This is a genomic window from Lutibacter profundi (assembly GCF_001543325.1).
Lineage (GTDB): Bacteria > Bacteroidota > Bacteroidia > Flavobacteriales > Flavobacteriaceae > Lutibacter > Lutibacter profundi.
Genome location: NZ_CP013355.1, coordinates 2,530,418 through 2,556,989 on the forward strand (window position 1 = coordinate 2,530,418; position 26,572 = coordinate 2,556,989).

General features: G+C 29.8%; 23 protein-coding genes and 1 tRNA gene. 8 read left to right on the forward strand and 16 right to left on the reverse strand.

The annotated features are described in order from the left end of the window. Positions 1-10 precede the first annotated feature (10 nt). The 3 genes from Lupro_RS11170 (at position 11) to Lupro_RS11180 (ending at position 3,983) form a co-directional block, all read left to right on the forward strand. Positions 11-1,951: a heavy metal translocating P-type ATPase gene (locus Lupro_RS11170; RefSeq protein ID WP_068210242.1), complete on the forward strand. Its 1,941-nt coding sequence runs from the start codon at positions 11-13 to the stop codon at positions 1,949-1,951. A 110-nt stretch (positions 1,952-2,061) separates the two neighbouring features. Continuing rightward, on the forward strand, positions 2,062-3,477 hold the full coding sequence (locus Lupro_RS11175; protein ID WP_068210258.1) for an aldehyde dehydrogenase family protein: 1,416 nt from the start codon (positions 2,062-2,064) through the stop codon (positions 3,475-3,477). A 101-nt stretch (positions 3,478-3,578) separates the two neighbouring features. Next, complete coding sequence (locus tag Lupro_RS11180) at positions 3,579-3,983, forward strand: CBS domain-containing protein (RefSeq protein WP_335339108.1); 405 nt, start codon at positions 3,579-3,581, stop codon at positions 3,981-3,983. Here the strand turns inward: Lupro_RS11180 and rpe are convergent, their stop codons facing one another. From rpe to rpsO, 4 genes are all read right to left on the reverse strand, one after another. After that, complete coding sequence (rpe, locus tag Lupro_RS11185) at positions 3,984-4,643, reverse strand: ribulose-phosphate 3-epimerase (protein WP_068210261.1); 660 nt, start codon at positions 4,641-4,643, stop codon at positions 3,984-3,986. Positions 4,644-4,723: 80 nt separating this feature from the next. Then, positions 4,724-5,587: a sigma-70 family RNA polymerase sigma factor gene (locus Lupro_RS11190; protein ID WP_068210262.1), complete on the reverse strand. Its 864-nt coding sequence runs from the start codon at positions 5,585-5,587 to the stop codon at positions 4,724-4,726. Positions 5,588-5,892: 305 nt separating this feature from the next. After that, positions 5,893-8,040 carry a polyribonucleotide nucleotidyltransferase gene (locus tag Lupro_RS11195; RefSeq protein WP_068210265.1) on the reverse strand — a complete coding sequence of 716 codons (2,148 nt, stop codon included), beginning with the start codon at positions 8,038-8,040 and terminating at the stop codon, positions 5,893-5,895. A gap of 136 nt (positions 8,041-8,176) precedes the next feature. Continuing rightward, the gene (gene rpsO / locus Lupro_RS11200) at positions 8,177-8,446 is read right to left on the reverse strand and encodes a 30S ribosomal protein S15 (RefSeq protein WP_068210268.1); all 270 of its coding nucleotides are present in this window, start codon (positions 8,444-8,446) and stop codon (positions 8,177-8,179) included. A 206-nt stretch (positions 8,447-8,652) separates the two neighbouring features. Here rpsO and Lupro_RS11205 point away from each other — a divergent pair, with 206 nt between their 5' ends. After that, entirely contained in the window at positions 8,653-9,504 is an 852-nt protein-coding gene (locus tag Lupro_RS11205) for a hypothetical protein (protein ID WP_068210271.1), read from the forward strand. 45 nt (positions 9,505-9,549) lie between these two features. Here the strand turns inward: Lupro_RS11205 and accD are convergent, their stop codons facing one another. From accD to tamL, 3 genes are all read right to left on the reverse strand, one after another. Next, the gene (gene accD, locus Lupro_RS11210; protein ID WP_068210274.1) at positions 9,550-10,410 is read right to left on the reverse strand and encodes an acetyl-CoA carboxylase, carboxyltransferase subunit beta; all 861 of its coding nucleotides are present in this window, start codon (positions 10,408-10,410) and stop codon (positions 9,550-9,552) included. A gap of 179 nt (positions 10,411-10,589) precedes the next feature. Further along, positions 10,590-11,657 (reverse strand): class II fructose-bisphosphate aldolase, encoded by a 1,068-nt coding sequence (fbaA, locus tag Lupro_RS11215; RefSeq protein WP_068210278.1) that lies wholly within the window; start codon positions 11,655-11,657, stop codon positions 10,590-10,592. Positions 11,658-11,774: 117 nt separating this feature from the next. Next, positions 11,775-14,243, reverse strand: a complete 2,469-nt coding sequence (tamL, locus tag Lupro_RS11220) for a translocation and assembly module lipoprotein TamL (RefSeq protein ID WP_227807444.1) — start codon at positions 14,241-14,243, stop codon at positions 11,775-11,777. 78 nt (positions 14,244-14,321) lie between these two features. Here tamL and Lupro_RS11225 point away from each other — a divergent pair, with 78 nt between their 5' ends. Beyond that, on the forward strand, positions 14,322-15,044 hold the full coding sequence (locus Lupro_RS11225; protein WP_068210281.1) for a TrmH family RNA methyltransferase: 723 nt from the start codon (positions 14,322-14,324) through the stop codon (positions 15,042-15,044). Positions 15,045-15,048: 4 nt separating this feature from the next. Here Lupro_RS11225 and porT read toward each other — a convergent pair whose 3' ends face one another. The 5 genes from porT to Lupro_RS13875 form a co-directional block, all read right to left on the reverse strand. After that, positions 15,049-15,744 carry a type IX secretion/gliding motility protein PorT/SprT gene (gene porT, locus Lupro_RS11230; protein WP_068210284.1) on the reverse strand — a complete coding sequence of 232 codons (696 nt, stop codon included), beginning with the start codon at positions 15,742-15,744 and terminating at the stop codon, positions 15,049-15,051. A 3-nt stretch (positions 15,745-15,747) separates the two neighbouring features. Next, complete coding sequence (gene ubiE / locus Lupro_RS11235) at positions 15,748-16,476, reverse strand: bifunctional demethylmenaquinone methyltransferase/2-methoxy-6-polyprenyl-1,4-benzoquinol methylase UbiE (RefSeq protein ID WP_068210286.1); 729 nt, start codon at positions 16,474-16,476, stop codon at positions 15,748-15,750. Between the two features lie 5 nt (positions 16,477-16,481). After that, on the reverse strand, positions 16,482-17,378 hold the full coding sequence (locus Lupro_RS11240; RefSeq protein WP_068210288.1) for a NifU family protein: 897 nt from the start codon (positions 17,376-17,378) through the stop codon (positions 16,482-16,484). A 107-nt stretch (positions 17,379-17,485) separates the two neighbouring features. After that, positions 17,486-18,820, reverse strand: a complete 1,335-nt coding sequence (locus Lupro_RS11245) for an OmpP1/FadL family transporter (protein ID WP_068210290.1) — start codon at positions 18,818-18,820, stop codon at positions 17,486-17,488. 13 nt (positions 18,821-18,833) lie between these two features. Then, on the reverse strand, positions 18,834-20,006 hold the full coding sequence (locus Lupro_RS13875) for a hypothetical protein (RefSeq protein WP_068210292.1): 1,173 nt from the start codon (positions 20,004-20,006) through the stop codon (positions 18,834-18,836). 105 nt (positions 20,007-20,111) lie between these two features. On the opposite strand from Lupro_RS13875, the gene proS reads away from it, so the two are divergent. From proS to rpsT, 3 genes are all read left to right on the forward strand, one after another. Beyond that, the gene (gene proS, locus Lupro_RS11255; RefSeq protein WP_068210302.1) at positions 20,112-21,587 is read left to right on the forward strand and encodes a proline--tRNA ligase; all 1,476 of its coding nucleotides are present in this window, start codon (positions 20,112-20,114) and stop codon (positions 21,585-21,587) included. Positions 21,588-21,674: 87 nt separating this feature from the next. Beyond that, positions 21,675-21,746: transfer RNA gene (locus tag Lupro_RS11260), tRNA-Glu, on the forward strand. A gap of 23 nt (positions 21,747-21,769) precedes the next feature. Then, positions 21,770-22,021: a 30S ribosomal protein S20 gene (gene rpsT / locus Lupro_RS11265; RefSeq protein ID WP_068210305.1), complete on the forward strand. Its 252-nt coding sequence runs from the start codon at positions 21,770-21,772 to the stop codon at positions 22,019-22,021. 85 nt (positions 22,022-22,106) lie between these two features. Here the strand turns inward: rpsT and rodA are convergent, their stop codons facing one another. The 4 genes from rodA to mreC are packed head-to-tail and all read right to left on the reverse strand — an operon-like array spanning position 22,107 to position 26,557. Continuing rightward, positions 22,107-23,378: a rod shape-determining protein RodA gene (gene rodA / locus Lupro_RS11270; protein WP_082703905.1), complete on the reverse strand. Its 1,272-nt coding sequence runs from the start codon at positions 23,376-23,378 to the stop codon at positions 22,107-22,109. After that, positions 23,368-25,224, reverse strand: a complete 1,857-nt coding sequence (gene mrdA / locus Lupro_RS11275; RefSeq protein ID WP_068210307.1) for a penicillin-binding protein 2 — start codon at positions 25,222-25,224, stop codon at positions 23,368-23,370. Before mrdA ends, rodA begins: the two co-directional genes overlap by 11 nt. Continuing rightward, the gene (gene mreD, locus Lupro_RS11280; RefSeq protein ID WP_068210309.1) at positions 25,225-25,731 is read right to left on the reverse strand and encodes a rod shape-determining protein MreD; all 507 of its coding nucleotides are present in this window, start codon (positions 25,729-25,731) and stop codon (positions 25,225-25,227) included. Continuing rightward, positions 25,724-26,557, reverse strand: a complete 834-nt coding sequence (mreC, locus tag Lupro_RS11285) for a rod shape-determining protein MreC (protein ID WP_068210312.1) — start codon at positions 26,555-26,557, stop codon at positions 25,724-25,726. The genes mreD and mreC overlap by 8 nt, the downstream gene beginning before the upstream one ends. Between the last annotated feature and the right edge of the window lie 15 nt (positions 26,558-26,572).

A 26,572-nucleotide genomic window follows, 5' to 3' on the forward strand; every position in this document is an offset into this window, starting at 1 on the left:
ATTAGAAATAATGAGTGAAGATTGTAAAGAAGGTTCAGCTTGCGCAGTTGATTATAGTCAAGAAACAAAGAGAATAGATTTCAATAAATTTAGACATGAATATGTAATTTCAGCAATAGTTTTTGTGCTGTTGATAATAGGAATTTTGCTAGATTATAATAATTTACTCTTTTTTGATCAAGATGATTCTCTTATTTGGTTTTTTGTATTGTATATTGTTATTGGAGGAAAAACCATTATTCAGGCATTAATTTTAATGCTTAGTAGAGATTTTTACAATGAATTTGTTTTAATGACCATTGCTACACTGGGAGCCTTTCTTATAAATTCCTATGCTGAAGCTGTTGCGGTAATGCTATTTTATGTAGTTGGTGAATTATTTCAAGAAGCAGCTGTAAATAAAGCAAAAAATTCCATAGAGGCTTTATTAAAAGTACAGGTAGATGCGGTTACCGTTTTAGAAAAAGGAATACCAGTAATTAAGCATCCAAATAAAGTTAAAATAGGTCAAATTATTCAGGTTAAACCTGGAGAAAAAGTGGCACTAGATGGTGTGTTAGTTTCTGAATTAGGGACGTTAAATACAGCTGCTTTAACAGGAGAATCTGTTCCAGACAATAAGAAAAAAGGAGAAACAGTACTTGCCGGTATGATTAATATTAATACGCCAATAGAAATAAAAGTAACTACGAAGTATGCTGACACAAAACTTTCTAAAATTTTAAAACTTGTTCAAGAAGCAACAGGTAGAAAAGCTAAAACACAATTATTAGTTAGTAGATTAGCAAAAGTTTATACACCAATAGTATTTTGGTTAGCAATTGCTTTAGTTATAATTCCTTATTTTTTTCTTGGTGATGCCTACGTATTTCAAATGTGGTTTCAAAGAGCTTTAATTTTCTTAGTTATTTCTTGTCCTTGTGCTTTGGTAATTTCAATTCCTTTAGGATATTTTGGGGGTATTGGAGCCGCATCTCATAATGGTATCTTATTTAAAGGATCAAATTTTTTGGAACTATTAACAAAAGTAGATACCATTGTTATGGATAAAACAGGGACATTAACCAAAGGTGTTTTTGAAGTTCAAAATATAGTTTCTGAAAATTTTGATAAAGAACTATTGGTAAATTTAACGGCTGTATTAGAAGCTAATTCTACACATCCAATTGCAGATGCTATTGTAAAATATGCAAATATTACAGACAATAGATTTGAATCATATAATGTTGAAGAGATTTCGGGTTACGGATTAAAAGGGGAAGTTAATAATTACAAAATTTTAGCAGGAAATGCTAAATTGCTTGATAAATTTAAGATACCTTATAGTGAAAAACTTAAAGAAATTACCGAAACTATTGTAATTATAGCCATTAATGGTGTATACGCGGGCTATATTACTATAGCTGACACACTAAAAGATGATGCTAAAAATGCAATCTCGGCTTTACATAGTATTAAAAAAATATCTAAAGTGGTAATGCTATCAGGAGACAAACAACTTGTGGTAGATAAAATAGCAAAACAATTAGGAATTGATGAAGCAATTGGAGGCCTATTACCAGAAGATAAAATAAATGAAGTTGAGAAACTTAAAAAAGAAGGTAGAATAATTGCTTTTATTGGAGATGGTATTAATGATGCACCTGTTATTACAATTGCAGATGTAGGGATGGCAATGGGAGGTTTAGGTAGTGATGCGGCTATAGAAACAGCAGATGTTGTTATACAAACAGACCAACCTTCAAGAATAGCTACAGCAATAAAAATAAGTAATTCAACTACCAATATTATATGGCAAAATATTATTTTGGCTCTAGGTGTTAAAATATTGGTATTAATTTTAGGGGCATTTGGTATGGCAACTTTGTGGGAAGCTGTAATTGCTGATGTTGGGGTAGCATTATTGGCCATTTTAAATGCTGTTCGTCTTCAAAAAATGAAATGGTCTTAAAATAAGAGTTGGTTTAATGAACGACTTAAATATATAACATTGTAAATTTTTAATTCTAACTTAATCACCTTAGATTTATAGTAAAATAAAAAAGGTAATTATATAGGAAAATGAAAGTTAGAATAGATAAGAACGCATATTCAGCATTGTTTTATTTGCAAAAAGAGAATCAATTTAAAATAGGAAACTCGTCTTATAAGCAAAGAATTAATAAATTAAATGCTTTAAAAAATGCAGTAGAAAACACATACAAAGAAGCTATACGAAAAGCTATTTATGCCGATTTTAAAAAACCGTTTCTTGAAACAGATTTAACTGAAATTTACCCCATAACAAGTGAAATTAAATATGTGAAAAGACATTTAAAATTTTGGATGTCTAAACATAGAGTAGGAACACCTTTAGCCTTAGTAGGCGCATCATCTTGGGTTAAATATGAACCTAAAGGAGTTTGTTTAATTATTTCACCTTGGAATTTTCCTTTAAATTTAACTTTTGGCCCATTAATTTCAGCAATAGCAGCAGGTAATACAGTTATTATAAAACCTTCAGAATTAACTCCAAATATTTCATCAGTTATGTCTCGTATTGTTAAGGAGCTATTTCCTGAAAATGAAGTTGCTTTAATTGAAGGTGATGTTAAAATTTCACAAGAGTTATTAAAATTACCTTTCAATCATATTTTCTTTACAGGATCACCAGCTATTGGTAAGGTAGTAATGAAAGCAGCAGCTGAAAATTTAACTTCTATTACACTTGAATTAGGTGGTAAATCACCCACAATAATTGATGAAACAGCTAATTTAGTGTCCGCAGTAAAAAGAATAGCTTGGGGAAAATTCATAAATAATGGGCAAACCTGTATTGCACCAGATTATATACTTATTAAAGAAGAAATAAAAAATGATTTTTTAGTAGAGCTTAAAAAACAATTGCAATTATTTTATACTAATAATCCTTCAAAATCAAAATCCTACTGTAGAATAGTTAATAAAAGACATTTTAATAGACTAATAAATCATTTAAAAAATGCTGAAGAAAATGGTGTAAAAATTGAGTTGGGTGGGAAATTTAACGAAAATGATAATTATATTGAACCTACTGTAGTTTCAAATTTAACATCTAAAGCATCTTTAACTCAAGAAGAGATATTTGGCCCTATTTTGCCAATTATAACTTATAAAACTGTTGATGAAGCTATAAATTATGTCAATTCAAAAGAAAGGCCTTTAGCATTATACATTTATAGTAAGAATAGAAAAGTAGTAAACAAAATTATTAATAATACGAGGGCAGGAAGCACATGTATCAATAATAATGTGTTACAATATTCAAATCATTATCTTCCATTTGGGGGCACAAACAATAGTGGTATTGGTAAAAGTCATGGTTTTTACGGTTTTCAAGAATTTTCAAATCAACGTTCAGTTCTAAAGCAGCATATTAAAGGCTCAATAGAATTTTTATTCCCACCTTACACAAGTTTAAAACAAAAACTCACCGATATTACCATAAAATGGTTTTAATAACTGATTTTAATCATAGAAAAATACATCATATTTTTAGAACTTTATAATAAGTATTTAAATTAGTTATTATGAAACGCTTGGAGCCAGTATCAAAAATAATGACGAGAAAGTTAATAACATTAACCTTGTCTGATGATTTATATAAAGCAGAGAAGCTTTTTCTAGAAAATCATATTCGTCATATTCCAATTGTTGAAGATGAGCATATTATAGGAATGTTAAGCCTTTCTGATTTAAAACGAATTAGCTTTTTAGATTCGTATGATGCCAACGAAATTAAAATAGATAATGCCGTTTACAGTATGTTAAGTATTGGTCAGCTTATGGTTAAAAATATAATCAAGATAAATTCTAGTATAACAGTAAAGTCTGTTGTAGAAATCTTATCTAAAAATGAATTTCATGCCTTGCCAGTTGTTGAAAATGATATACTTGTTGGTATTGTAACTACTACAGACATATTGAAATATTTATTAAAGCAATATGAATTAGAAGAAAATTAATTATTTAGAAGCTAATTTTTTTAAATTACTAATGGTTTCAGAAGGATTTTCACTTTTAAAAACAAAACTTCCTGCAACAAATGCATCAACTCCAGCTTCAGAAAGTTGTTGTATATTTTTATCTGTAACACCACCATCAACTTCAATCAGTGCTTTTGAGCCTGAGTATGCTATTAAATTTTTAAGTTGCTCAATTTTTTTATAGGTGTTTTCAATAAAGCTTTGTCCACCAAATCCAGGGTTAACACTCATAATTAGCACTAAATCTAAATCACAAATAATATCTTCTAAAACGGCTATAGGTGTATGTGGGTTTAAAGATACTCCAGCTTTCATACCTTCAGCTTTAATAACTTGTACAGTTCTGTGTAAATGAGTACAAGCTTCGTAATGTACGGTTAAAATATCAGCTCCAGCTTTTTTAAAGTTTGAAATATACCTATCAGGATCCACAATCATTAAATGAACATCCATAGTTTTGGTAGCATGTTTTTTAATGGCTTTTATAACGGGCATTCCAAACGAAATATTTGGCACAAACACGCCATCCATAACATCAATATGAAACCAATCTGCTTTGCTGTTGTTAACCATTTCAACGGCATGTTGTAAGTTGGCAAAATCTGCGGCTAAAATAGAAGGAGCGATAAATTTATTCATTTTATTAAGTAGTTATTTTTTACAAAAGTATCATTAAAAAAAGAAAAACGCTCGAAATTTCGAGCGTTTTTCTTTTTAGGTTAACCTAAATATGTTTTTAAAATTTTACTTCGAGAAGTATGTTTTAATCTTCTAATTGCTTTTTCTTTAATTTGTCGAACACGTTCACGAGTTAAATCAAATGTTTCTCCAATTTCTTCTAGAGTCATAGGGTGTGCATCTCCCAAGCCAAAGTATAATTGAACAACATCAGCTTCTCTGGGTGTTAAAGTTTCTAAAGCACGTTCAATTTCAACCTTTAATGATTCGTGTAATAGAGCCCTGTCTGGATTTGGAGATTCACCTGTGTTTAATACATCATACAAGTTAGAATCTTCACCTTCAATTAAAGGAGCATCCATTGAGACATGACGACCAGAATTTTTCATAGATTCTTTAACGTCATTAACAGTCATATCTAGCTTTTTTGCAATTTCTTCGGCAGAAGGAGGTCTTTCATTCTCTTGCTCTAAAAAAGCATACATTTTATTTATCTTATTGATAGATCCAATTTTGTTTAAAGGTAATCGTACAATACGAGATTGTTCAGCCAATGCTTGTAAAATAGATTGACGAATCCACCAAACAGCGTAAGAGATAAATTTAAAACCACGAGTTTCATCAAAACGCTTTGCAGCTTTTATTAATCCTAAATTCCCTTCATTAATTAAATCAGGCAATGTTAATCCTTGATTTTGATATTGTTTTGCTACAGAAACAACAAAACGGAGATTTGCTTTTGTTAATCTTTCTAATGCTTCTTGGTCTCCTGCTTTTATTCGTTGAGCTAATTCAACCTCCATTTCGGCTGTAATTAAATCAACTTTTCCAATTTCTTGTAGGTATTTATCTAATGATGCGGTTTCCCTGTTGGTAACCTGTTTTGTAATTTTAAGTTGTCTCATTTAAATAGCTAGTGTATGATTGTTTATATAAAGTGTACACTATATTATACGTAGTTATTTTAAAAATGTTACAAAAAGAACTGTATATTATTCTTTTTTTCTTTTTATTTAGGATAATTAGCTACGTGTTACTATTTTGATAGTAAAAAAAAGAGGTCGTCTAAAAAGTAATTATACTTGTCATTTTGAACAAAGTGAAAAATCTCAACATCTTGATATATAAGTGTTTAATTTCAAAGAGATTCTTCATTTACATTCAGAATGACACTTCTTAGACAGCCTCTTTTTAGTTTTAAAAAGAGTTATTAATCTTTATTTTCTTTTCTTTCTTCTCTAGGAGGCCTTGGTAATAATGCTTTTCTAGAAACTTTTTCTTTTCTTGTTTTTGGATCTCTACCAAAATATTTTACATCAAAAACATCACCCATTTTAACAACATCAGAAACGTTATTTGTACGTTCCCAAGCCAATTCAGAAATATGTAATAGAACTTCATTCCCAGGAGCTTCAGTGTATTCTACTACGGCACCAAAGTCTAACATTTTTATAACTTTTACTTCGTAAACACTGCCTCTTTCTGGTTTGAATGTAATAGCGTCAATTTTAGCTAAAACGGCATCAATACCATCTTGGTTTGTCCCTAAAATTTCTACAATACCTTCTTCAGTAACTGGGTCTTCGTTGATAACAATAGTTGTTCCAGTTGCTTTTTGTAATTCTTGAATTACTTTTCCTCCAGGACCAATTAAAGCACCAATGAAATCTCCAGGAATAATTTTAGAAACCATTTTTGGAGCATGTGCTTTAACATCAGTATTAGGTTTTGCAATTGTATCAGTTATTTTTCCTAAAATATGTAATCTTCCGTCGCGTGCTTGTTTTAAAGCTTTCACTAAAATTTCATATGATAATCCTTTAATTTTAATGTCCATTTGACATGCCGTAATACCATCGGCAGTACCAGTAACTTTAAAATCCATATCCCCTAAGTGATCTTCATCGCCTAAAATATCAGATAAAATAGCATATTTATCACCATCAGAAATTAATCCCATCGCAATACCTGAAACAGGTTTTTTCATCTCAACACCAGCATCCATTAACGCCATTGTTCCAGCGCACACAGTTGCCATAGAAGATGACCCGTTAGATTCTAACACTTCAGAAACAACACGAACAGTGTAAGGGCAATCTTTAGAAATCATTCCTTTTAATGCACGTTGTGCTAAATTCCCATGTCCAACTTCACGACGAGAAGTACCTCTTAAAGGGCGAGCTTCTCCCGTACAAAAAGGAGGAAAATTATAATGTAAATAAAATGTTTCTTCACCTTGGTAAGTTGGCATATCAATTTGGTTTGCTTCTCTTGAAGTTCCTAATGTAACAGTTGCCAAAGCTTGGGTTTCACCTCTTGTAAATATTGCTGAACCATGTGTTGAAGGTAAATAATCTACTTCACACCAAATTGGTCTTATTTCAGTCGTTTTTCGTCCGTCTAAGCGTAAACCTTCGTTTAAAGTTAGATTACGAATAGCAGTTTTTTGAGCTTTGTTGTAATATTTACTAATCAAATCTCCATATTCTGCTATTTCTTCTTCAGTAAAAGTTGCAATTATTTCTTCTTTTACTTCAGAAAAAGCTTGAGTTCTTTCTTGTTTAGAAGTTCCTTTTTTTGCAATGTCATAGCATTTTTGATATGTTGCATCAAGTATTCTTTTTTCTAAATCTTCATTTGTTATTTCAGTTTCATACTCACGAGTCTCTTTTTTTCCAAAAGCTTCGGCTAAAGCAACTTGTGCAGCACATTGAATTTTAATGGCTTCATGTGCAAATTTTATTGCAGCTGCCATTTCTTCTTCGCTACATTCATCCATTTCACCTTCTACCATCATCACTGAATCTGCAGATGCACCTACCATCATATCAATGTCGGCTTCCTCTATTTGTGTTCTGCTTGGGTTGATGATAAATTCACCATTAATTCTAGCAACACGAACTTCAGAAATGGGTGTTTCAAAAGGAAAGTCACTTAATTGTATTGCTGCTGACGCGGCTAAACCAGCTAAAGCATCTGGCATTACATCGTCATCAGATGACATTAACTGAATCATAACTTGTGTTTCAGCATGGTAATCTTTAGGAAAAAGAGGTCTTAAAACTCTATCTACTAAACGCATTGTTAGTACTTCTCCATCACTTGGTCTTGCTTCTCTTTTAAAGAAACCTCCAGGATAACGACCTGCTGCTGCAAATTTTTCTCTATAATCTACCGTTAATGGTAAAAAGTCAACGTTACTTGCGTTATAATTAGATACGGCTGTACATAATAGCATGGCATTTCCCATCTGTACAACAACCGAACCGTGCGCTTGTTTTGCTAATTTTCCTGTTTCTAAAGAAATGGTTCTTCCATCTCCTAAATCAATAATTTGTGTAAATACCTTCGGTATCATAAATAATGTTTTAATTAATTAAACAATTGGTTTTAGTTGTTGTGTTGTATACGAACCAATGAAAAGTTTAATGTATGCTTTTTTTAAGTGTGATAAATTTCAAAAAAAAGAGGCAATATTTGCCCCTTTATTTTAATTATTTTCTTAAACCTAACTCTTTAATTATATTACGATATCGAACAATATCGTTTTTAATTAAATAGTCAAGTAAATTTCTTCTTTTACCTACGAGTTTTACCAATGAACGCTCAGTATTAAAATCTTTACGATTTTTTTTAAGGTGTTCAGTTAAATGATTAATTCTAAAAGTAAATAAGGCAATTTGACCTTCAGCTGAACCAGTATTTGTTGCTGATTCTCCGTGTTTAGCAAAAATTTCTGCTTTTTTTTCTTTTGTTAAGTACATGCTAACATTAATTTTTATTAATAATTTTTATGTATGAATACTGTAAATATCAGTAAACAGCCCGCAAATATACTATTATTATTTTGATTAACAATTAACTATGCAAACAACTTAATTGTTATAAGCCAATTAAACCTTTTGCAATTGTGTGTGTCAAAGATACATTAAAAGTTAATTTTTTGTTAAACCATTAAAATAATAATCTTATGAAAATTTTAAATTTAAAACTGTTACTATTTTTTGTTGTTAGTAGTTTCTTTTTTACAAGTTGTAACAACAGTGATAACATTGATTTATCAGAACCAATATTAACAGAAGAAACAAATATCTTTGTAGAAGCAGACAATATTTCAGATGAAGTAAATAATGTAATTGATGATTTTTTTGTAGAAGAAAGTTTAGGAGCGCGTTCTGAAGATAATAACACAGGGGGAGTTCTAGGTTTAGGGTGTATGACTAGAGCCGTAGTTATTGAAGGAACTACAAAAACAGTTACGCTAGACTTTGGAGAAGGGTGCGAATTGCCAAATGGTACTGTTTTAAGCGGGAAAATTATTTTAATTCACGCTGTTGATACAGATGTTAAGTCGTTAACAATCAAGTATACATTTGAAAACTTTTACTTTAATGAGTTAAATATAGAAGGTGAAAATACAGTGGTTCGGGTTAGGGAAAATGAAAATGGAAACCCTCAATCTACATTAACAATTAATATGAAAATCACTTGGCCTGATGGTGAGTTTGCCTCACGAAGAGGAACTAAAATTAGAGAATGGATTGAAGGGTATAACACAAGAACTTTTGGAGATAATGTGTTTTTAATTACTGGTAATTGGACTACTACATTTAAAAATGGAACACTACTATCAGCAACTATTATTGAGCCTTTAAGACGTGAAATGGCTTGTAGATTTATTGTGAGTGGAGTAGTAGAATTACAAAAAAATGACAGAAATGGCTTTTTAAATTTTGGAGACGGTAGCTGTGATAATAAAGCGATTTTCACCAACGAAGAGGGTGAAGAATTTGAAATAATTTTAAGGGGGAAAATGTTTTAGTTTTTGAAAAGGAATAAAAAGAGTGAGCTGTAAAAGCTCACTTTTTTATTTTCTAATTGGTAGGTTTTGAATTAAATCTATATATAAATTTACTTCTTTTTTTAAATTTTTACGTTCTACAATTTTATCTAAAAATCCATGTTCCAATACAAATTCTGAACGTTGAAATCCAGGAGGTAATTCTTTACCTGTAGTATCTTTAACAACTCTAGGCCCTGCAAAAGCAACTAAAGCATTAGGCTCTGCAATATTTATATCGCCTAGCATAGCATAAGAAGCTGTTGTGCCACCAGTTGTTGGATCTGTACATAATGAAATATACGGTATGCCTGCTTCCGAAAGTTGAGCTAATTTGGCAGATGTTTTTACCAACTGCATTAAAGAGATAGCAGCTTCCATCATTCTAGCTCCACCTGATTTAGAAATCATTAAAAAAGGGATTTTATGTTTAATTGAATAATCAATTGCACGAGATATTTTCTCGCCTACAACACTACCCATTGAGCCTCCTATAAAACTAAAATCCATAGCAGCAATAACTAAGTCTTTTCCATAAGATTTGCCAACAGCAGTTCTAACAGCATCTTTTAGTTTTGTTTTTTCGTAGGCTTGCTTTAATCTATCCGTATATTTTTTGCTATCGGAGAATTTCAAAGGATCTTTTGAAACCATATTCTTATCAAATTCTTTAAACTTATTATCGTCGAAAAGAATTTCAAAATATTCAGCACTTCCAATTCTAACATGGTAACCATCTTCTGGGCTAACATAGAAGTTATGTTTTAATTCATCAGTATCTACAATTTTACCACTAGGGGTTTTGTACCATAATCCTTTAGGCACATCTCTTTTATCTTCAGTTGCAGTTTGAATTCCTTTATCTTTTCTTTTAAACCAAGATGACATAACTAGTTTGTTTTAGTTGAAAATGGAAATGTAAAATTACTAAAAAAAATAAAGAGGTAATCTAAAAAGAATACTTTTCATTCAGTTTGTAGAATTTTAATCTCTTAAAATATTGAAAATTAACCCAATAAGATTTTTAAATTAATGATTTCAAATATTTAAAAGCAACCTCTTTAACTTTACAATGTATTTACATTATTTAGGTCTTTAAATGCCTGAATTAAACGCTTTTTAAAGGTTATTTCACCCTCACGCAACCATTTTCTAGGGTCGTAATATTTTTTATTTGGTAAATCAGATCCTTCAGGATTTCCTATTTGAGTTTTTAAATAATCAATTTTAGTTACCATATAATCTCTAATTCCTTCGGTAAAAGCAAATTGCAAATCGGTATCAATATTCATTTTAATTACACCATATCCAATTGCTTCTCTAATTTCTTCAAGGGTTGAACCTGACCCACCGTGAAACACAAAATCTACCGGATTTTCTTCAGTATTGTATTTTTCTTGAATATATTTTTGAGAATTATCTAATATTTTTGGAGTTAGTTTAACATTACCAGGTTTATACACTCCATGAACATTTCCAAAAGAGGCAGCAATTGTAAAGCAATCACTTACTTTTTTAAGTTCTTCATAAGCATATGCAACTTCTTCTGGCTGCGTATATAATTTTGAGATATCAACGTCTGAATTATCAACACCATCTTCTTCTCCTCCAGTTATACCTAATTCAATTTCTAAAGTCATATCAATTTTGCTCATTCGTGCCAAGTAGTTTTTGCAAATTTCTATATTTTCTTTAAGAGGTTCCTCAGATAAGTCAATCATATGTGAACTGAAAAGAGGAACACCATTCTCTTTATAAAATTGTTCACCTGCATCCAATAATCCATCTATCCAAGGAAGCAATTTTTTCGCACAGTGGTCTGTGTGTAAAATTACAGGAATCCCATAGGCTTCAGCCAATGTGTGAATGTGTTTTGCTCCTGCAATAGCACCTACAATAGCCGCTTTTTGATTTTCATTAGACAATCCTTTTCCGGCATTAAATTGAGCCCCGCCATTTGATAATTGTATAATTACAGGGGCATTTAATTCTTTTGCTGTTTCTAAAACTGCATTTATAGTGTTTGAACCTGTAACATTAACTGCAGGGATTGCAAATTTTTTCGTTTTTGCAATTTTAAAAAGTTCTTGAACCTTTTTTCCTGTTACAACTCCTGGTTTAATTGTGTGACTCATAATATTTTAAATGTAATTAGTTTAATGGTTTTAAGATAACAAAATTAAGGAAATATACCTTTTAAATAAACGAATAGATAAAAAAAAACGAAAACGAAATAGTTGTACTTGTAATTTTTAAAATGGATAACTTATACCAAAATTAAAAACTGTTTTTTTGAAATTGTAATTAGTAAACCATTTATTTCCCTTAGGTAAATAGGGCTCATATGTTTTAAACCCTAAATCTAACCGTAATAAAATAAAACTTAAATCGTATCTAAAACCAAAACCAGAGCCAATAGCAATATCTTTTAATGAATTAACACCATTAAATTTTGCTTCTGATTCGGTTACGGATGAATTTGTAATGTCCCATATATTTCCAGCATCAACAAATAAAGCACCTTTTATGCTATTAATTATCTTAAAACGGTACTCTAAACTGCTAATAAATTTCAAATTACCAACATTAAATTCTAAACCATTTTTTGTTGAACCAGGACCTAAGTCATATATTCTCCATGCCCTTAAATCGTTTGGGCCACCAATAAAATAACTTCTACTAAATGGTATTGCAACAGAATTTCCGTAAGGGATAGCTATTCCTAAAAAACTTCTAAAAGCCAAGACATTTTCTAAAGATAAATTCCAAAATTTCTTAAATTCTAAATCTGTTCTAAAGTATTGAGCAATAGGTGTTTTAAAAAGTGTTTTTGTGTTATTTGCATCTTTATTTACGGCCAATAAATTTGTTAAATTACCAGATGATACAATACGAGCTCTAAAAAAAGAGAAATCAATGTCTTTATAGTTTTTACTGTTGTTATAAGTAAATGTATATGAAATAGATGGTACTAATACATCCTCGGTAATAATATTATAGCGTGTTTTTATATTTTGAGCTATTCTAAATTCAGTAGGGTTTGTACTTTCAAAATCAGCATTAATATTTGCATCAATAAAATCAATTACATTATTGGTGTTTAGAGTTTGATTAAAATAAGTATTGGCAATAGTTTGAATTTCTATTAATTCAGATTTGTAAATATTGAAATAAGAATTGGTGTTTAAATTTTTAATAAACTGTGCATTTAATAATTGAAAACTATGTTTTTTTGTTTTCGAAGATTGCCAAGAATAATCAATAATTCCAGTAAATTTTTGTTTGTCTAAGCCTATGTTTTTTTGTAAGCTAGTACCAATAGTAAATGTTGTTTTTGGCGATTTTCTTTTAGAAATTATTTTTTGAGTGCCAAAAGGCAGTAAAAACCGTGGTATTTCTAATGAAATGTCACTTCCTATTTCCCAAGCGTTTAATAGGCTAGTATTGTCTGCTGCATCTTTTGAGTCTAAAAAAGAACCTTGAATAGAGAATTTTAAAATTTCAGCTCCTTTAAAAATATTTCTGTTTAAAAATGATAGCTTTCCTGAAACTCCAAGTTGTCTAATATTTGAATGTGTAAGTTCAGTACTAAAACCTATTGAATATTTTTTTAAAGGGGTGAGGTAAATAGAAGCTTCTAACATATCGTTACTTAATTCTGTATATCTTATATCAACAGATTTGAAATTTTTTAAATTTCTGAGGTGATTACGAGTTAGTTGTCTAGTTTCATCTTTATAAATGGTGTTTGGGGTTATAAAAACTGAATTGAGTAATAGTTTAGGGTTATATTTTAGTTCCTTATGAGCTAAAAACAAATAGTTATTATAATTTATACTATCGTTAATTGTATTATCTTTTGTATTGTAAGAGTAATCGGTGTAAATATTTACATTTTTAATTTTTTGAATTTTGAACGGCACATTGGCAATGCTGTCATTAATTATTAAATCAATTGATGCCTTGTAATTTGATGAATCAGCTTCAAAGGTGATAGCATTTTTATTAAATCTAAAAACTCCTGAGTTTCTATATAAATTAGTAAGTCTATTTTGTTCATTTACAAATAAAGAAAGTTTAAATTGTTCCCCTTTTTTTATAAAAGAATTGTTTTTGTGAAGCTGATAAATAGAATCCAATATTTTAGATTCAATGGTTGTTATAATATGATCTATAGTGTAGGGCTTGTTAGTGTTAATATAATAATTTATTGTTGCTTTTTTATTTTTTAATAGCTGTTTTTTAAAGGCAACGTTAACCCTAAAAAAGCCTTCGTTATAGTAATGCTGCTTTAAATTATTAACAGTTTGTGTAGCTTTCTTTAGATCTAATATAACCGGAGCTTCACCGTTGTTTAGAAACCATTGATGTGTGTTGTATTTAAAATTTCTAATTCCACGTGCTTGTTTTTCTGAAAATACTTTTGCGGTAAAATGATACCAGTTGGGTTTCTTTTGTTTCCATTTTTCAAAATCTATTTCGAAATTTTTATTACCTATGTTGTAAAAATGAAGAGGAAAAGGAACTCCTAAAACTAACTGATTGGGGCGTTGAATAATATAATCGTTTATCTCATTGTCAATATTTTTTTTGTTATTGACAAAAATGGTATTTTTAGTTAGCAAGTATTTACCTTCCGGAACATACTTAATTGTATTACACGATGAAAAACTAAAAGTTATACTTAATAGAATTATTAATATTATAAAATTGTTTTTCAATAAATAAGAGTTTAAATTTGTTTCAAAAGTAAACCTTTTCAAGGTATTAACAAATTACATTTTTTTATAATTAAACATATGAGTTTAAGCAAAAACCAACTAAAATTAATAACGAGTTTACATCAAAAAAAGTACCGAACTGTACATAATTTATTTATTGCTGAAGGAACTAAAGTTGTAAATGAGTTTTTAAACTCTAATTTTGAATTAGAACAATTGTTTTGTATTGATATTTCAAACTATAAAGATGTTGAAAAAGTAACTCAAATTTCTGAAGGAGAACTAAAAAAAATAAGTTCATTAAAAAAACCAAATAATGTTTTGGGGTTATTTAAAATTCCTTTAGGAGATTCTTTTAAAAATAAGGGTTTAATTTTAGGGTTAGATGAGATTAATGACCCTGGAAATTTGGGGGTAATTATAAGGTTATGTGATTGGTTTGGGGTAGCCCAACTTATATGTTCATTAAAAACGGTTGACTGTTATAATTCAAAAGTTGTTCAAGCATCAATGGGTTCTTTAACAAGAGTTTCTATAATTTATACAAATTTAGAATTGTATTTAGGTAACGCAAACTTACCTAAGTATGCATCATTAATGGAAGGAGAAAATGTTTATAAAAGTATTTTCCCTAAAAATGCAATTTTAGTAATGGGAAATGAAGCCAATGGGATTAGTGATTCAGTTTTAAAGCATTTAACTAAATCCATAACAATTCCTAGATTTGGGAAATTACAGCAAACAGAAAGTTTAAATGTGGCAACTGCTACAGCAATTCTATTGAGTGAATTTAAACGCTAAGTAATTAATGGAAAGCAAATTTGATGAAAACACCTCTTGTACCAAAATAATCAATAGAGCCCGTCCATTGACTATTGGGGTTGGTATCCCTAACTAATTCATTATTTATAGCAAAAACACCTCTAATTGATGGTGAAAATATGAAGTAGGGTAGGTATAAATCTACGCCTACACCTATTTCATAAGTGAAATTATTTTTTTTAGCTCTAAATTCACCATCAAAATTATCATTTGTATTGTTTTGGTTGCTAGAAAAATTATAATCATAAGAAATTCCTCCAACAACGTACGACCTCATATTATTTAACCTATTTGTATTGAACTTAAGTAATAAGGGAATTCTTAAATATGTTCCATTAACTTTTCGAATACTATCTTTTGCTCCTCCTGTAATATGGGTAAAAGCTAATGTTTTTGTATTGCTTGAAAGCCCAGGCTCTAATCGTAAACTAATATTTTTATGCAATCTTAAGTCGCCAATTAACCCAACTTCAAATCCTATTGAAGGGCTAACCTCTATAAAGGAATTAGGAGTTTTATATGTTATTTTAAAATCTTTTTTGTTTAAACCTAAAAAATAACCCCAAAATATTTTTTGTTTATCCCAATTTTGCTTGTATTCAACAATATCTCTTTTTTGAGCTAACGTATGTCCAATAAAAAAGAAAACTAAAATTAGTGTGATAAAAAACCGTTTCATATATTACTTTTTTGCTATATATATTGAAGCAACCCCAAAAGTTTGAGGTTTATTTTCAATAGCTATAAACCCTATTTTTTGCAAAATATTGTTGAAAGCTTCTCCATAAGGAAAAGTAGCAGCCGAGTCGGATAAATATTTATAGGCCGATTTGTCTTTTGAAAATAATTTTCCAATTAAGGGCAATATTTTTGTTGCGTAAAAATAATATCCTTGTTTGTAAGGTGTTTTAGTTGGTACTGATGTTTCTAGCACTGCAAAAGTGCCTCCAGTTTTTAAAACACGGTATATTTCAGATAATCCTTTTTCTAAATTTTCAAAATTTCGAACACCAAAAGCTACTGTAATAGCATCAAATGAGTTTTCTTTAAAGGGAATTTTTTCAGAATCTCCAAATACCATTTCAATGGTATTGTCAAGGTTTAATTTTCTAATTTTTTTTCTTCCAACTTCTAGCATCCCTTCAGAAATATCTAGACCAATTATTTTTGAAGCCTTCGTTTGAGCTAAATTTATGGCTAAATCTCCAGTTCCTGTAGCAATGTCTAAAATTGAGTTTGGATTTGTTTTTCCAATAATTTCAACAACCTTTTTTCGCCATTTAATATCAATTCCAAAAGAAATCACACGATTTAAGCCATCATACTCTTTGGAAATGTTATCAAACATTTTTGCAACTTGTTCCTTTTTTCCAAGGTCTGAATCTTTATAAGGTTTTACTTTTTCGGTCATAAGTATTAATAATTTACAGCAACAACTTCACCTATTTTACCAGGGATTAATTGTTTTAGCATATTTTCTATACCATTTTTTAGTGTTATTGTTGATGATGGACAGCCACTACAAGCGCCTTGTAAAATAACATTTACTGTTTGTGTATTTTTATCATAAGATTGAAATAAAATATTCCCTCCGTCAGCTGCTACAGCAGGTTTTATATGTTCATCTAAAATACTTATAATTTGCTTAGAAACCTCATCGAGCTCAGAAGTTGTAGGAGTGCTTTTAAGCGGTTGTTTATTTTCTTGCTCAATGGTTGTTTTAGTAATTACATTTCCATCAGCAATAAATTGTTTAATAAAGCTTCTAAGTTCAATCATTATATCGCTCCACTCAACACTTTCAATTTTTGTAACTGACACATAATTTTCAGATATAAATACTTCTTTAACAAAAGGGAAATTAAATAGTGCTATTGCTAAAGGAGTGCCTTTGGCTTCTTTAACATTTTTAAACTCTAAATCTTTTACAACAAGCTTTTTGTTAGCCACAAATTTCATTACAGCAGGGTTTGGAGTAACTTCTGCGTATAGTTCTAAAGGTATTTTTTGTTGGTTATTTTTCTCAGAAATTAAAATACCACCAGTATTTAAAAATTTTTCAATTTGCTCTTTAACCTCATGTTGTACATCGGCCCATTCAACAATTGAAAAACGCTCTATTGCAATAAAATTTGCTGAAATAAATACGCGTTTTATAAAAGGTAAATAAAATAATTGTTGAGCTAAAGGAGAATCTTTGGCTTCATCAATATTATTAAATTGATAACTCCCTGAAATGAGTATCCTATCTGTTGTGAATTTTAGGATGGTATTATTAGTTGTACTTTCTATTTTTAAAGAAATTGTTTCCATTTTTTTAGTTATTTGTGCAAAAGTACTAAAACATCTTCTAGTATTTTCTAAAAATTAAAAAACGCCTCAATTTTGAAGCGTTTTTTAATTAAAAATAAAATGTATAATTAAATATTTAGTACCAGAGTAGCAGTAAACCTTGAAGTATTTGAGTCTAATTCAGTCGAATTTATCTGGTTATATTGAGGATAAAAATTATAGGATGCGGTGGTGTTATTATATTTTTGATATGAAAAATCTAATTTTCCTCCTTTAAATTTATATCCTGCGCCAAATGAAAACCCTTCGTAATTATCTGATTCTAAAGCGTTTTTATAAGGGCTTTTATTTATGTTATAACCACCTCTAACAGAAATGTCTTTAAAGCGCCACTCTGTACCAATACGCAATTCTCCTACACTTTCTAGATTAGTGCTAAACTCTTGATTTTCAGCAACAAATCTAGCATTGCTTAATTTTGTGTTACTGTAATTTTTGTAAATATAATCCACACTAATTAAGCCTTGTTTATCAAAAATATAGGCAAAACTTCCCGTTAATTTGCTTGGTGTTCTCAATTTATAATCAAAAGCATTTACCCCTGAATTTTCACTAAAAGTATTTAAATCGTTTTCAAAAATAGTAACATCATATTCTGAAAAGTCTTCAGAAAGTGTATACCAAACAGGTGATTGGTAAGCTAATCCAAAACGAATATTATTAGTTGGTTTAGATATAAAACCAATATTAAAAGAAAAACCGTCACCATAGGTAAATAATTCTTGAGTTTGCGATACGTCAAAGGTGTTTTCATTTCCATCGTTGTTGTATTCTTCAATAAGTACATTTTGATAATGTTCTATGCTGTATGTGCTAATTGAGGCTCCAACATATAAATTATCATTGTATTGTGAAGCAATAGTGAATGAGTATTTATTGTTTTTACCATCAATAAAATTTTCAAAATATTGTCCATCAGAATTTATGTACACAACAGGATCACTATCATAAAAATCAGAAATAGGAGCAAAACCACTATTGCCACTTGCAGTCCAAAAATTTTCAAAATTATTAATAGTACTGTAATTAAAAGCCAAAGCTACATTGCCCCAATTAGGGCTGTTGTTTTTGAACACAAAAACGCCACCAGCCTGTGATAAATTTGAGTAATCATTGTCTGTAAGTTCACTATTACCGTAAAAGTTAGCTGTAGTTTGAATATTTCGTATGTTTAATGAAATTGCAAATTCACTTTTTAAAAACACAGCAGCACCAGCAGGGTTTGTTTCAATAGAAGATAAATCGCCACCTAAAGCTCCAAAAGCTCCACTCATTGCATTATAACGCGCTGTACCATTTATTTTTTCTTGTGAAAATAGTACACCTATATCATTATAACTTAGGGTTTGCGCACTAGATATGTAGGTAATGCATAGCATTACAATTAAATACAATTTTCTCATAATATATTATTTTTTAATTACGTCTAGCGCCTCTACTTGATGAACTTCTTCCAGATGATCTAGATGATGAAGACCTAGAGACTCCTGAAGAAAAAGATCTTGAAGAACTTCTGTTTATTGAAGAGCTACTAGATTTTCTATTTGATGAGTAACTTTTTTTATTTGAATTAGAACTTTTTCTTATTGTATTCTTTTTTGAGGATTGTATAGGTGGACGTCTATTGTAAATAACATTCCTTGTGTTTTCACGATTGCTATATCTTCTATTTGAAGAAAATAACGGACTGTCATAAGCCATATTTCTTCTTCTAGAAGAGCGAGTGTTAATAGTTCTACCACCTCTAGGAGTTACATTGTAACTTCTTGTAGATCGTAGTCTGTTAATTCTGGAATTACTATTTCCATCAATAGATCGATTATTAACTCTTCTTGTATTTGAGTTATTTACATTTCTTCCGGTTGATCTTCTTGAAACGTTATTATTTCTAGTTATAGATGATGTACCATACCTTCTTGTATTGGTATTATAAGTTGTTCTTTTCCCATAACTATCATATCTTCTTAAGTAGTTGTAAGGGTAGTAGAAGTTACCATAAGGGAAAAAAGCACCATAGAGATATGAGTCTGCGAAATAGCCTCCGTAAAGTCCAAAACCACCAAAATATCCATGGCCGTAACCGTAATATCCATTGTAACCATAAAATCTATTCCAAGGAGAATAATAGTTGTTATATCCCCAAGGTGAATAAAAATTATTATAATAAGGGAAATAATCGAAATACAAAGAATTGTATCCATAAAAAGGATAACCATCATAGCCAGAATTTATATTTACATAAATGTCATTTGAATATTCCCACGGAGCATTGTAATTTACTTTTGGGTTTAAAGAATCATTTTCATATACAGTATCGTTGTAATAATACTCGTCAATATCAGTAAATGCATCTTCAGCAGTTAAATTTTGAAGATCTTCAAGTTGGCGAGTAAAATAATTTTCATCAAAATTAGAGTTGTTTTCAACAATTACTACATTATCCTCATTTTGGTTGTTTGTAGTATAAATACCATCATCATCATAATTGTAAGCACTTTGATAAGTACCACAAGAATATACACTTGCAATTAATACAAATAGCAAGCCAAGCTTTGAGCGTCTTAGGTTAATTATTTTTGAAACTTCCATAATCAGTTGTAGTTTTTATTGTTGAACAATATAAAAATAACTAGTTTTGTCGAAATTAGTATTTTTTATTATAAAAGGAGCAATATTTGTGCCAAACATTTAATTATGAGTAAGAAATTAACAAAGAGAGAAGATGACTATTCAAAATGGTATAACGAGCTAGTTGTAAGGGCTGATTTAGCTGAAAATTCGGGTGTGAGAGGTTGTATGGTTATTAAACCTTACGGATATGCAATTTGGGAGAAAATGCAAGCTGAATTGGATAAAAAATTTAAAGAAACTGGTCATGAAAATGCGTATTTCCCGTTATTTATTCCAAAATCATATTTAAGTAAAGAAGCTGCTCATGTAGATGGGTTTGCAAAAGAATGCGCTGTAGTAACGCATTACCGTCTTAAAAATGCGGAAGATGGAAGTGGATTAATTGTTGATCCTGAAGCTAAATTAGAAGAAGAATTAATTGTTAGACCAACATCTGAAACAATTATTTGGGATACTTATAAAAGATGGATTCAATCATATAGAGATTTGCCTTTGCTAATAAATCAGTGGGCAAATGTTGTGCGTTGGGAAATGCGTACACGTTTATTTTTACGTACTGCAGAATTTTTGTGGCAAGAAGGCCATACAGCTCATGCAACCAAAAATGAAGCAGTTGAAGAAGCAGAGTTAATATTAGATATCTATGCCAATTTTGCTGAAAACTTTATGGCAATGCCAGTTGTAAAAGGATTAAAAACAGAGAGTGAGCGTTTTGCAGGTGCTATTGAAACATATTGTATTGAAGGTTTAATGCAAGATGGAAAAGCATTACAAGCAGGAACATCACACTTTTTAGGTCAAAATTTCGCAAAAGCTTTTGATGTTCAGTTTACTTCAAAAGAAGGAAAAAAAGAATATGTTTGGGCTAGTTCTTGGGGCGTTTCAACACGTTTAATGGGAGCTTTAATTATGACTCATTCAGATGATTTAGGTTTAGTACTTCCTCCAAATTTAGCTCCAATTCAAGTTGTAATTATTCCTATTCATAGAAATGATGAACAGTTAGATGCCATTTCAATAAAAGTTAATGAAATTGTAAAAGAATTGAGAGCAAAAGGAGTTTCTGTAAAATTTGATAATAGAACAACCTACAAACCAGGCTGGAAGTTTGCTGAATATGAATTAAAAGGTGTGCCATTGAGAATTGCAATGGGTCCAAGAGATTTAGAAAATGGAACACTTGAAATAGCACGTAGAGATACCCTTAAGAAAGAAAATATTTCTCAAAGTGATGTAGTTAATTACGTTGAAGTAACATTGAAAGAAATACAAGAAAATTTATACAATAAGGCATTAAATTATAGAGAGAATCATATAACTGAAGTGAATTCATTTGAAGAGTTTAAAGAAGTTTTAGAGAAAAAAGGAGGGTTTATTTCTGCTCATTGGGATGGGACAGTTGAAACAGAAGAAAAAATTAAAGATTTAACAAAAGCAAGTATTCGATGCATTCCTTTAAATAATAGCGTTGAAGAAGGAAAATGCATTTTAACAGGTAATAAATCTACGCAAAGAGTATTATTTGCCAAAGCCTATTAATTTTTTTTTAAAAAGTTTTGCAGAACAAAAAATAGTTGTATTTTTGCATCCGCATTAACGAAATAGAATCGTTAATTTATATATAATGGTCCGTTCGTCTAGGGGTTAGGACGCCAGGTTTTCATCCTGGTAACAGGGGTTCGATTCCCCTACGGACTACAAAATTTAATAAAAATTTAGAAATGGCAAATCATAAGTCAGCATTAAAGAGAATTAGAAGTAATCGCGTTAAGCAAATAAGAAATAAATATCAGCATAAAACAACACGTAATGCTGTTAGAAATTTGCGAGCATCAACTGAGAAAAAAGAAGCTGAAGAGATGTTTCCAAAAGTAGTGGCGATGCTTGATAAATTGGCTAAAAGTAATATTATCCATAAAAATAAAGCAAGTAACATAAAATCTAAGTTAGCAAAGCACGTAGCAACGCTATAATTTTTTATTAAATAAAATATTTTAAAGCATCCTTATCTAAAGGATGTTTTTTTGTTTGGTAAAATTTAAATTTTATCTCATAATTTTACCATTCATAAGATCGGTTGGCATCTAATCGTATAAAAATAAAGAGTAGCACTGTAAACCCCCAAAGTGCGGAACCTCCATAGCTAAAAAAAGGTAAAGGAATTCCTATTGTTGGTAATAATCCAATAACCATTCCAATATTTATAGCAAAATGGGTAAAGAATATGGCTGCAATACTATAACCATATACTCTGCTAAATTTAGACTTTTGACGTTCTGCAACATGGATTATCCGTAGTATAAAAAAGATAAATATAAGTATCACAAAAACGCTGCCTAAAAATCCCCATTCTTCACCTACTATAGTAAATATATAATCAGTTTGTTGCTCGGGCACAAAATCTCCTTGAGTTCGTTCGCCCTCCAAAAAACCTTTTCCTGTTAATCCGCCTGATGCTATTGTTATAACAGATTGATTTGTATTGTAACCAATACTCTTAATATCTTGTGTTTTACCTAATAAAATATTAAATCTATTTCTATGACGTTGTTCAAAAACGTGATTAAACACAAAATCTACACTAAAAATAAAAAAAATAGATATTAGATAGATACTCAAAACTTTAATCCACCCCTTTTTTAAAGCTTTTTGTCTATAAAAATAAATAAGTATTATTATAAAAAATATTGTTACTCCTATAATAGTATTTAAATAGCCAAAAAAGAGTGTTATTATAAATAAAATCACGAGCGTAAACCCTCCAGTAATATAATAAATAGGCAATCCTTCTCTATATAAAACAAAAAGAAAAGCTGTATAGACTATCGCTGACCCTGGGTCTGGTTGAAGAACAATTAAAAAAGCAGGGAAAAATAAAATAAGTGATGCCTGTAATTGAGTGTTCCATTTTTTTAAATTAAACTGTTTATCACTTACTAATTTAGCTATGGCTAATGCGGTTGCAGCTTTTGCAAATTCTGAAGGTTGAAGGCTAAACCCACCAAGATTATACCAGGAAGTGGCACCGTTAATATTTTTCCCAAAAACAAAAAGTCCTATTAATAATACTAAACTACTGAGATAAATAATAGAAGCATATCTTTCATAAAATTTTGCATCAAACATTAATATTAAAAGAATTATAGGAAAACTTAAGATAATCCAAATAAGTTGTTTACCATATTCAGTAGAGAAGTTTATTAGACTGAGATGATTATCTGTAATAGTGGCAGCATAAATATTAATCCACCCCAAAAAAATTAAAATGAAGTAGAAGAGGATTAGAGACCAATCAATTCCATAAAAGATATTGTTTTTTTTAATTCTCAATGGTTGTATTTTCTATTAATTGTTTATTGTATTCTTCTTGTAAACTTCCATTTAACATTCTCGTTTCTACCCAAGGCTTTGTAATTTTACCCGTTAAATATTTCTCAATCATTAAACTAGCAATTGGGCCAGCCCATCTTGAACCCCAATATCCATTTTCAATAAATACAGCAATGGCAATTTTAGGGTTGTCTTTTGGTGCAAATGCAATAAAAACAGAATGATCTTGACCATGTGAATTTTGAGATGTTCCTGTTTTACCACAAATTTCAATACCTTTAACTCTAGATGATCTTGCAGTACCATTAGGATTCTCAAATACGTCAAATAAGCCTTCAATTACAGGATTAAAATATTGTTTGTCAATTGTTGTATATTTTGGTTTGGTAAATTTTTCGTCTAGTTTTTCTCCTTTGATTTTTTTAACTATATGTGGTGTGAAATAGAAACCTCTATTGGCGATAGCAGCTGTCATATTTGCTAGTTGAATGGGTGTAGTTAATATTTCACCTTGGCCAATGGCATTAGATATTGTTGTAACAGCTCTCCATTTTCCATTTGGATAATACCTATTGTAGTAATTCCCATCTGGAATCAACCCTTTTTGCCCAACAGATAAATCATTATTTAGAAAATTCCCCAAGCCAAAACTTTTTGCATGTTTACTCCAAACACTCATTCCTTCGAAAGGAGTAGGGTATTTTTCTATAACTTTTCGATAGGCATTAGAAAAATAACTATTACAGGAGCGGTATATTGCTTTATTTAAATTAACAGGACTTCCATGTGTTCCACAATGACATTTCATAAATGCTTCTTTTCTAGATCCGTATCTATATCCTCCAAAACATCTAAAGGTAGTATTAGTATCTAAAACGTGCTCCTGTAATGCTGCTAATGCTGAAATAATTTTAAAGGGTGATCCTGGAGGGTATTGAGCTTGTAAACCTCTGTCTAGTAGTGGCTTATTTATGGTGTCTAAATAAAGTTTTGTAAAGTTTTTTGAACGCTCTCTGCCAACCATTAAATTAGGATTATAAGTTGGAGAGGAAACCATTGCTAATATTTCTCCGGTTGATGGTTCTATAGCAACAACTCCTCCACGTTTATTTGCTATTAGAGCTTCTCCGTACTGTTGTAATTTAGAGTCTATTGTTAATGTTAAATCTTTTCCGGGGATAGGTAGTGTGTCATAAACTCCATTTTTGTACGGTCCTATTTCTTTGTTGTACCTATTGCGTTGTATATATTTCACCCCTTTTGTTCCGCGTAAATATGCTTCATAGGTTTTTTCTACACCAGCAGTTCCTATTAATTCACCTAATTGGTAATATGGGTTTTTACGAATCATACGTTCATTTACTTCACTAATATAACCTAATACATTTGGAGCAGAATTTATAGGGTATTCTCTTAAAGATCTTTTTTGAATATAAAACCCTTCAAATTTGTACATTTTTTCCTGTAAATAAGCAAAATCATTTTTAGAAAGTTCAGCTAAAAAAATTGAAGGAATTCTCGTTGAGTAGTTCCTGGCTTTATTCATTTTTTTTATAAAATCATTTTTAGTAATTTTCAATAAAGAACAAAACTCTAGGGTGTCAAGAGGTTTAACTTCTCTTGGTATAACCATAATGTTATAAGAATGTTGATTTGCAACTAGCAAAACACCATTTCGGTCATAAATATAACCTCTTTCAGGATAATTATAAGTAATTTTAACTGCCGAATTGTTTAGTGCAGAAATAGTATATGAGTTGTCTAATAGTTGTAAATAAAAAAGACGCAAAATATAAATTATTCCAATAAAAATAATTATAAAAGACAATAAACCAGTTCTTTTCATTTATTTCTTTTTAGTAAATAAAACAATACCTAATACACTTAAAGTTATGGTAAAAATACTTGTAACAATAGTATTATAAAATACAGATAAAAAAGCATTAAAACTAAAATATTCTAAACTAAATACTATAAAGTGGTGTATTAGTGTTAAAGTTGTAATGTATAAAAATGTTTTACTAAAGGGTATTGATCTAAGATTAAAAAGAAGAAAATCAAAATCAGATTTTCTCAAAATTGTTTTAAGTATAGGAAGTCTTACAAAGGCAATAAATAATGTTGCTGCAGCATTAACACCTCCTGAATCTGAAAAAAAATCGACTGAAAGACCTAATAAAAAACTACCAATTAAAAGTAAACTTTTATTTTTTCTAAAAGGGAATAGGAATACCCATATAATGTAAATAAAGGGATTGATATAGCTAAATAAGTTAATATGATTTAAAACTAATACTTGTAAAAGTACTAAACCAATAAAACGAATACTATTTAAGCCTATTGAATTATTCATTATCAACTTGTTGTTCTAGATTTTTTTGTTCAATTTTTTGAAGATTTTTTATTACCTCAACATATCCAATAGCACTCATATCATTAAACAACAATACATTTATTTTCTGATATTGATTATTTTCAAATGTAAAATCTTTTATAATTCCTACATTAATACCTTCAGGGAATATAACTGATTTTCCACCTGTTACAACGGTATCTCCAATTTTAAGTATAGCTTGTCTAGGGATATCAACAATTTGTGTGATGTTATAATCTTCTCCATTCCAAATTAAAGTGCCAAAGTGGTTGCTGTTTTTTAAATGTACATTAATTTTAGAATTTTCATTTAAAATAGAAATAACAGTTGAATAATTGGAGGATGTATTTTCAATTACACCAATTATACCTTTGTTGTTTATTACACCTAAATCAGAGATTAAACCGTGCTTAGTTCCTTTGTTTAGAGTTAAGGTATTATTTCTTTTTGTATAATTATTATTTATAATTTTAGCGCTGTAGTATTGATATTTTTGAAAATATTTTAAAGAATCAATTACCGTAAAAATTTCTTCAGTAGGATGATCTATTTGTTTTTGTTCTAGTAAATTTTTTAATCTTACATTTTCTTCACTTAAAATCTTATTTTCAGATTTTAAAAGAAAATACTCATTTATAGAATTAACTTTATTATAAATTCCTCCACTAATAAAATTTGCAGAATTGACAAATTTACTTGTGTGATAAGAATGATGTTGTACAGTAAAAATTATAGCTAAAATTTCCAGCAATAAGAACAGCAGAAAGTATCTGAATTTTTTAATAAAATAAATTATTTGCTGCATATATTAACGATAGAA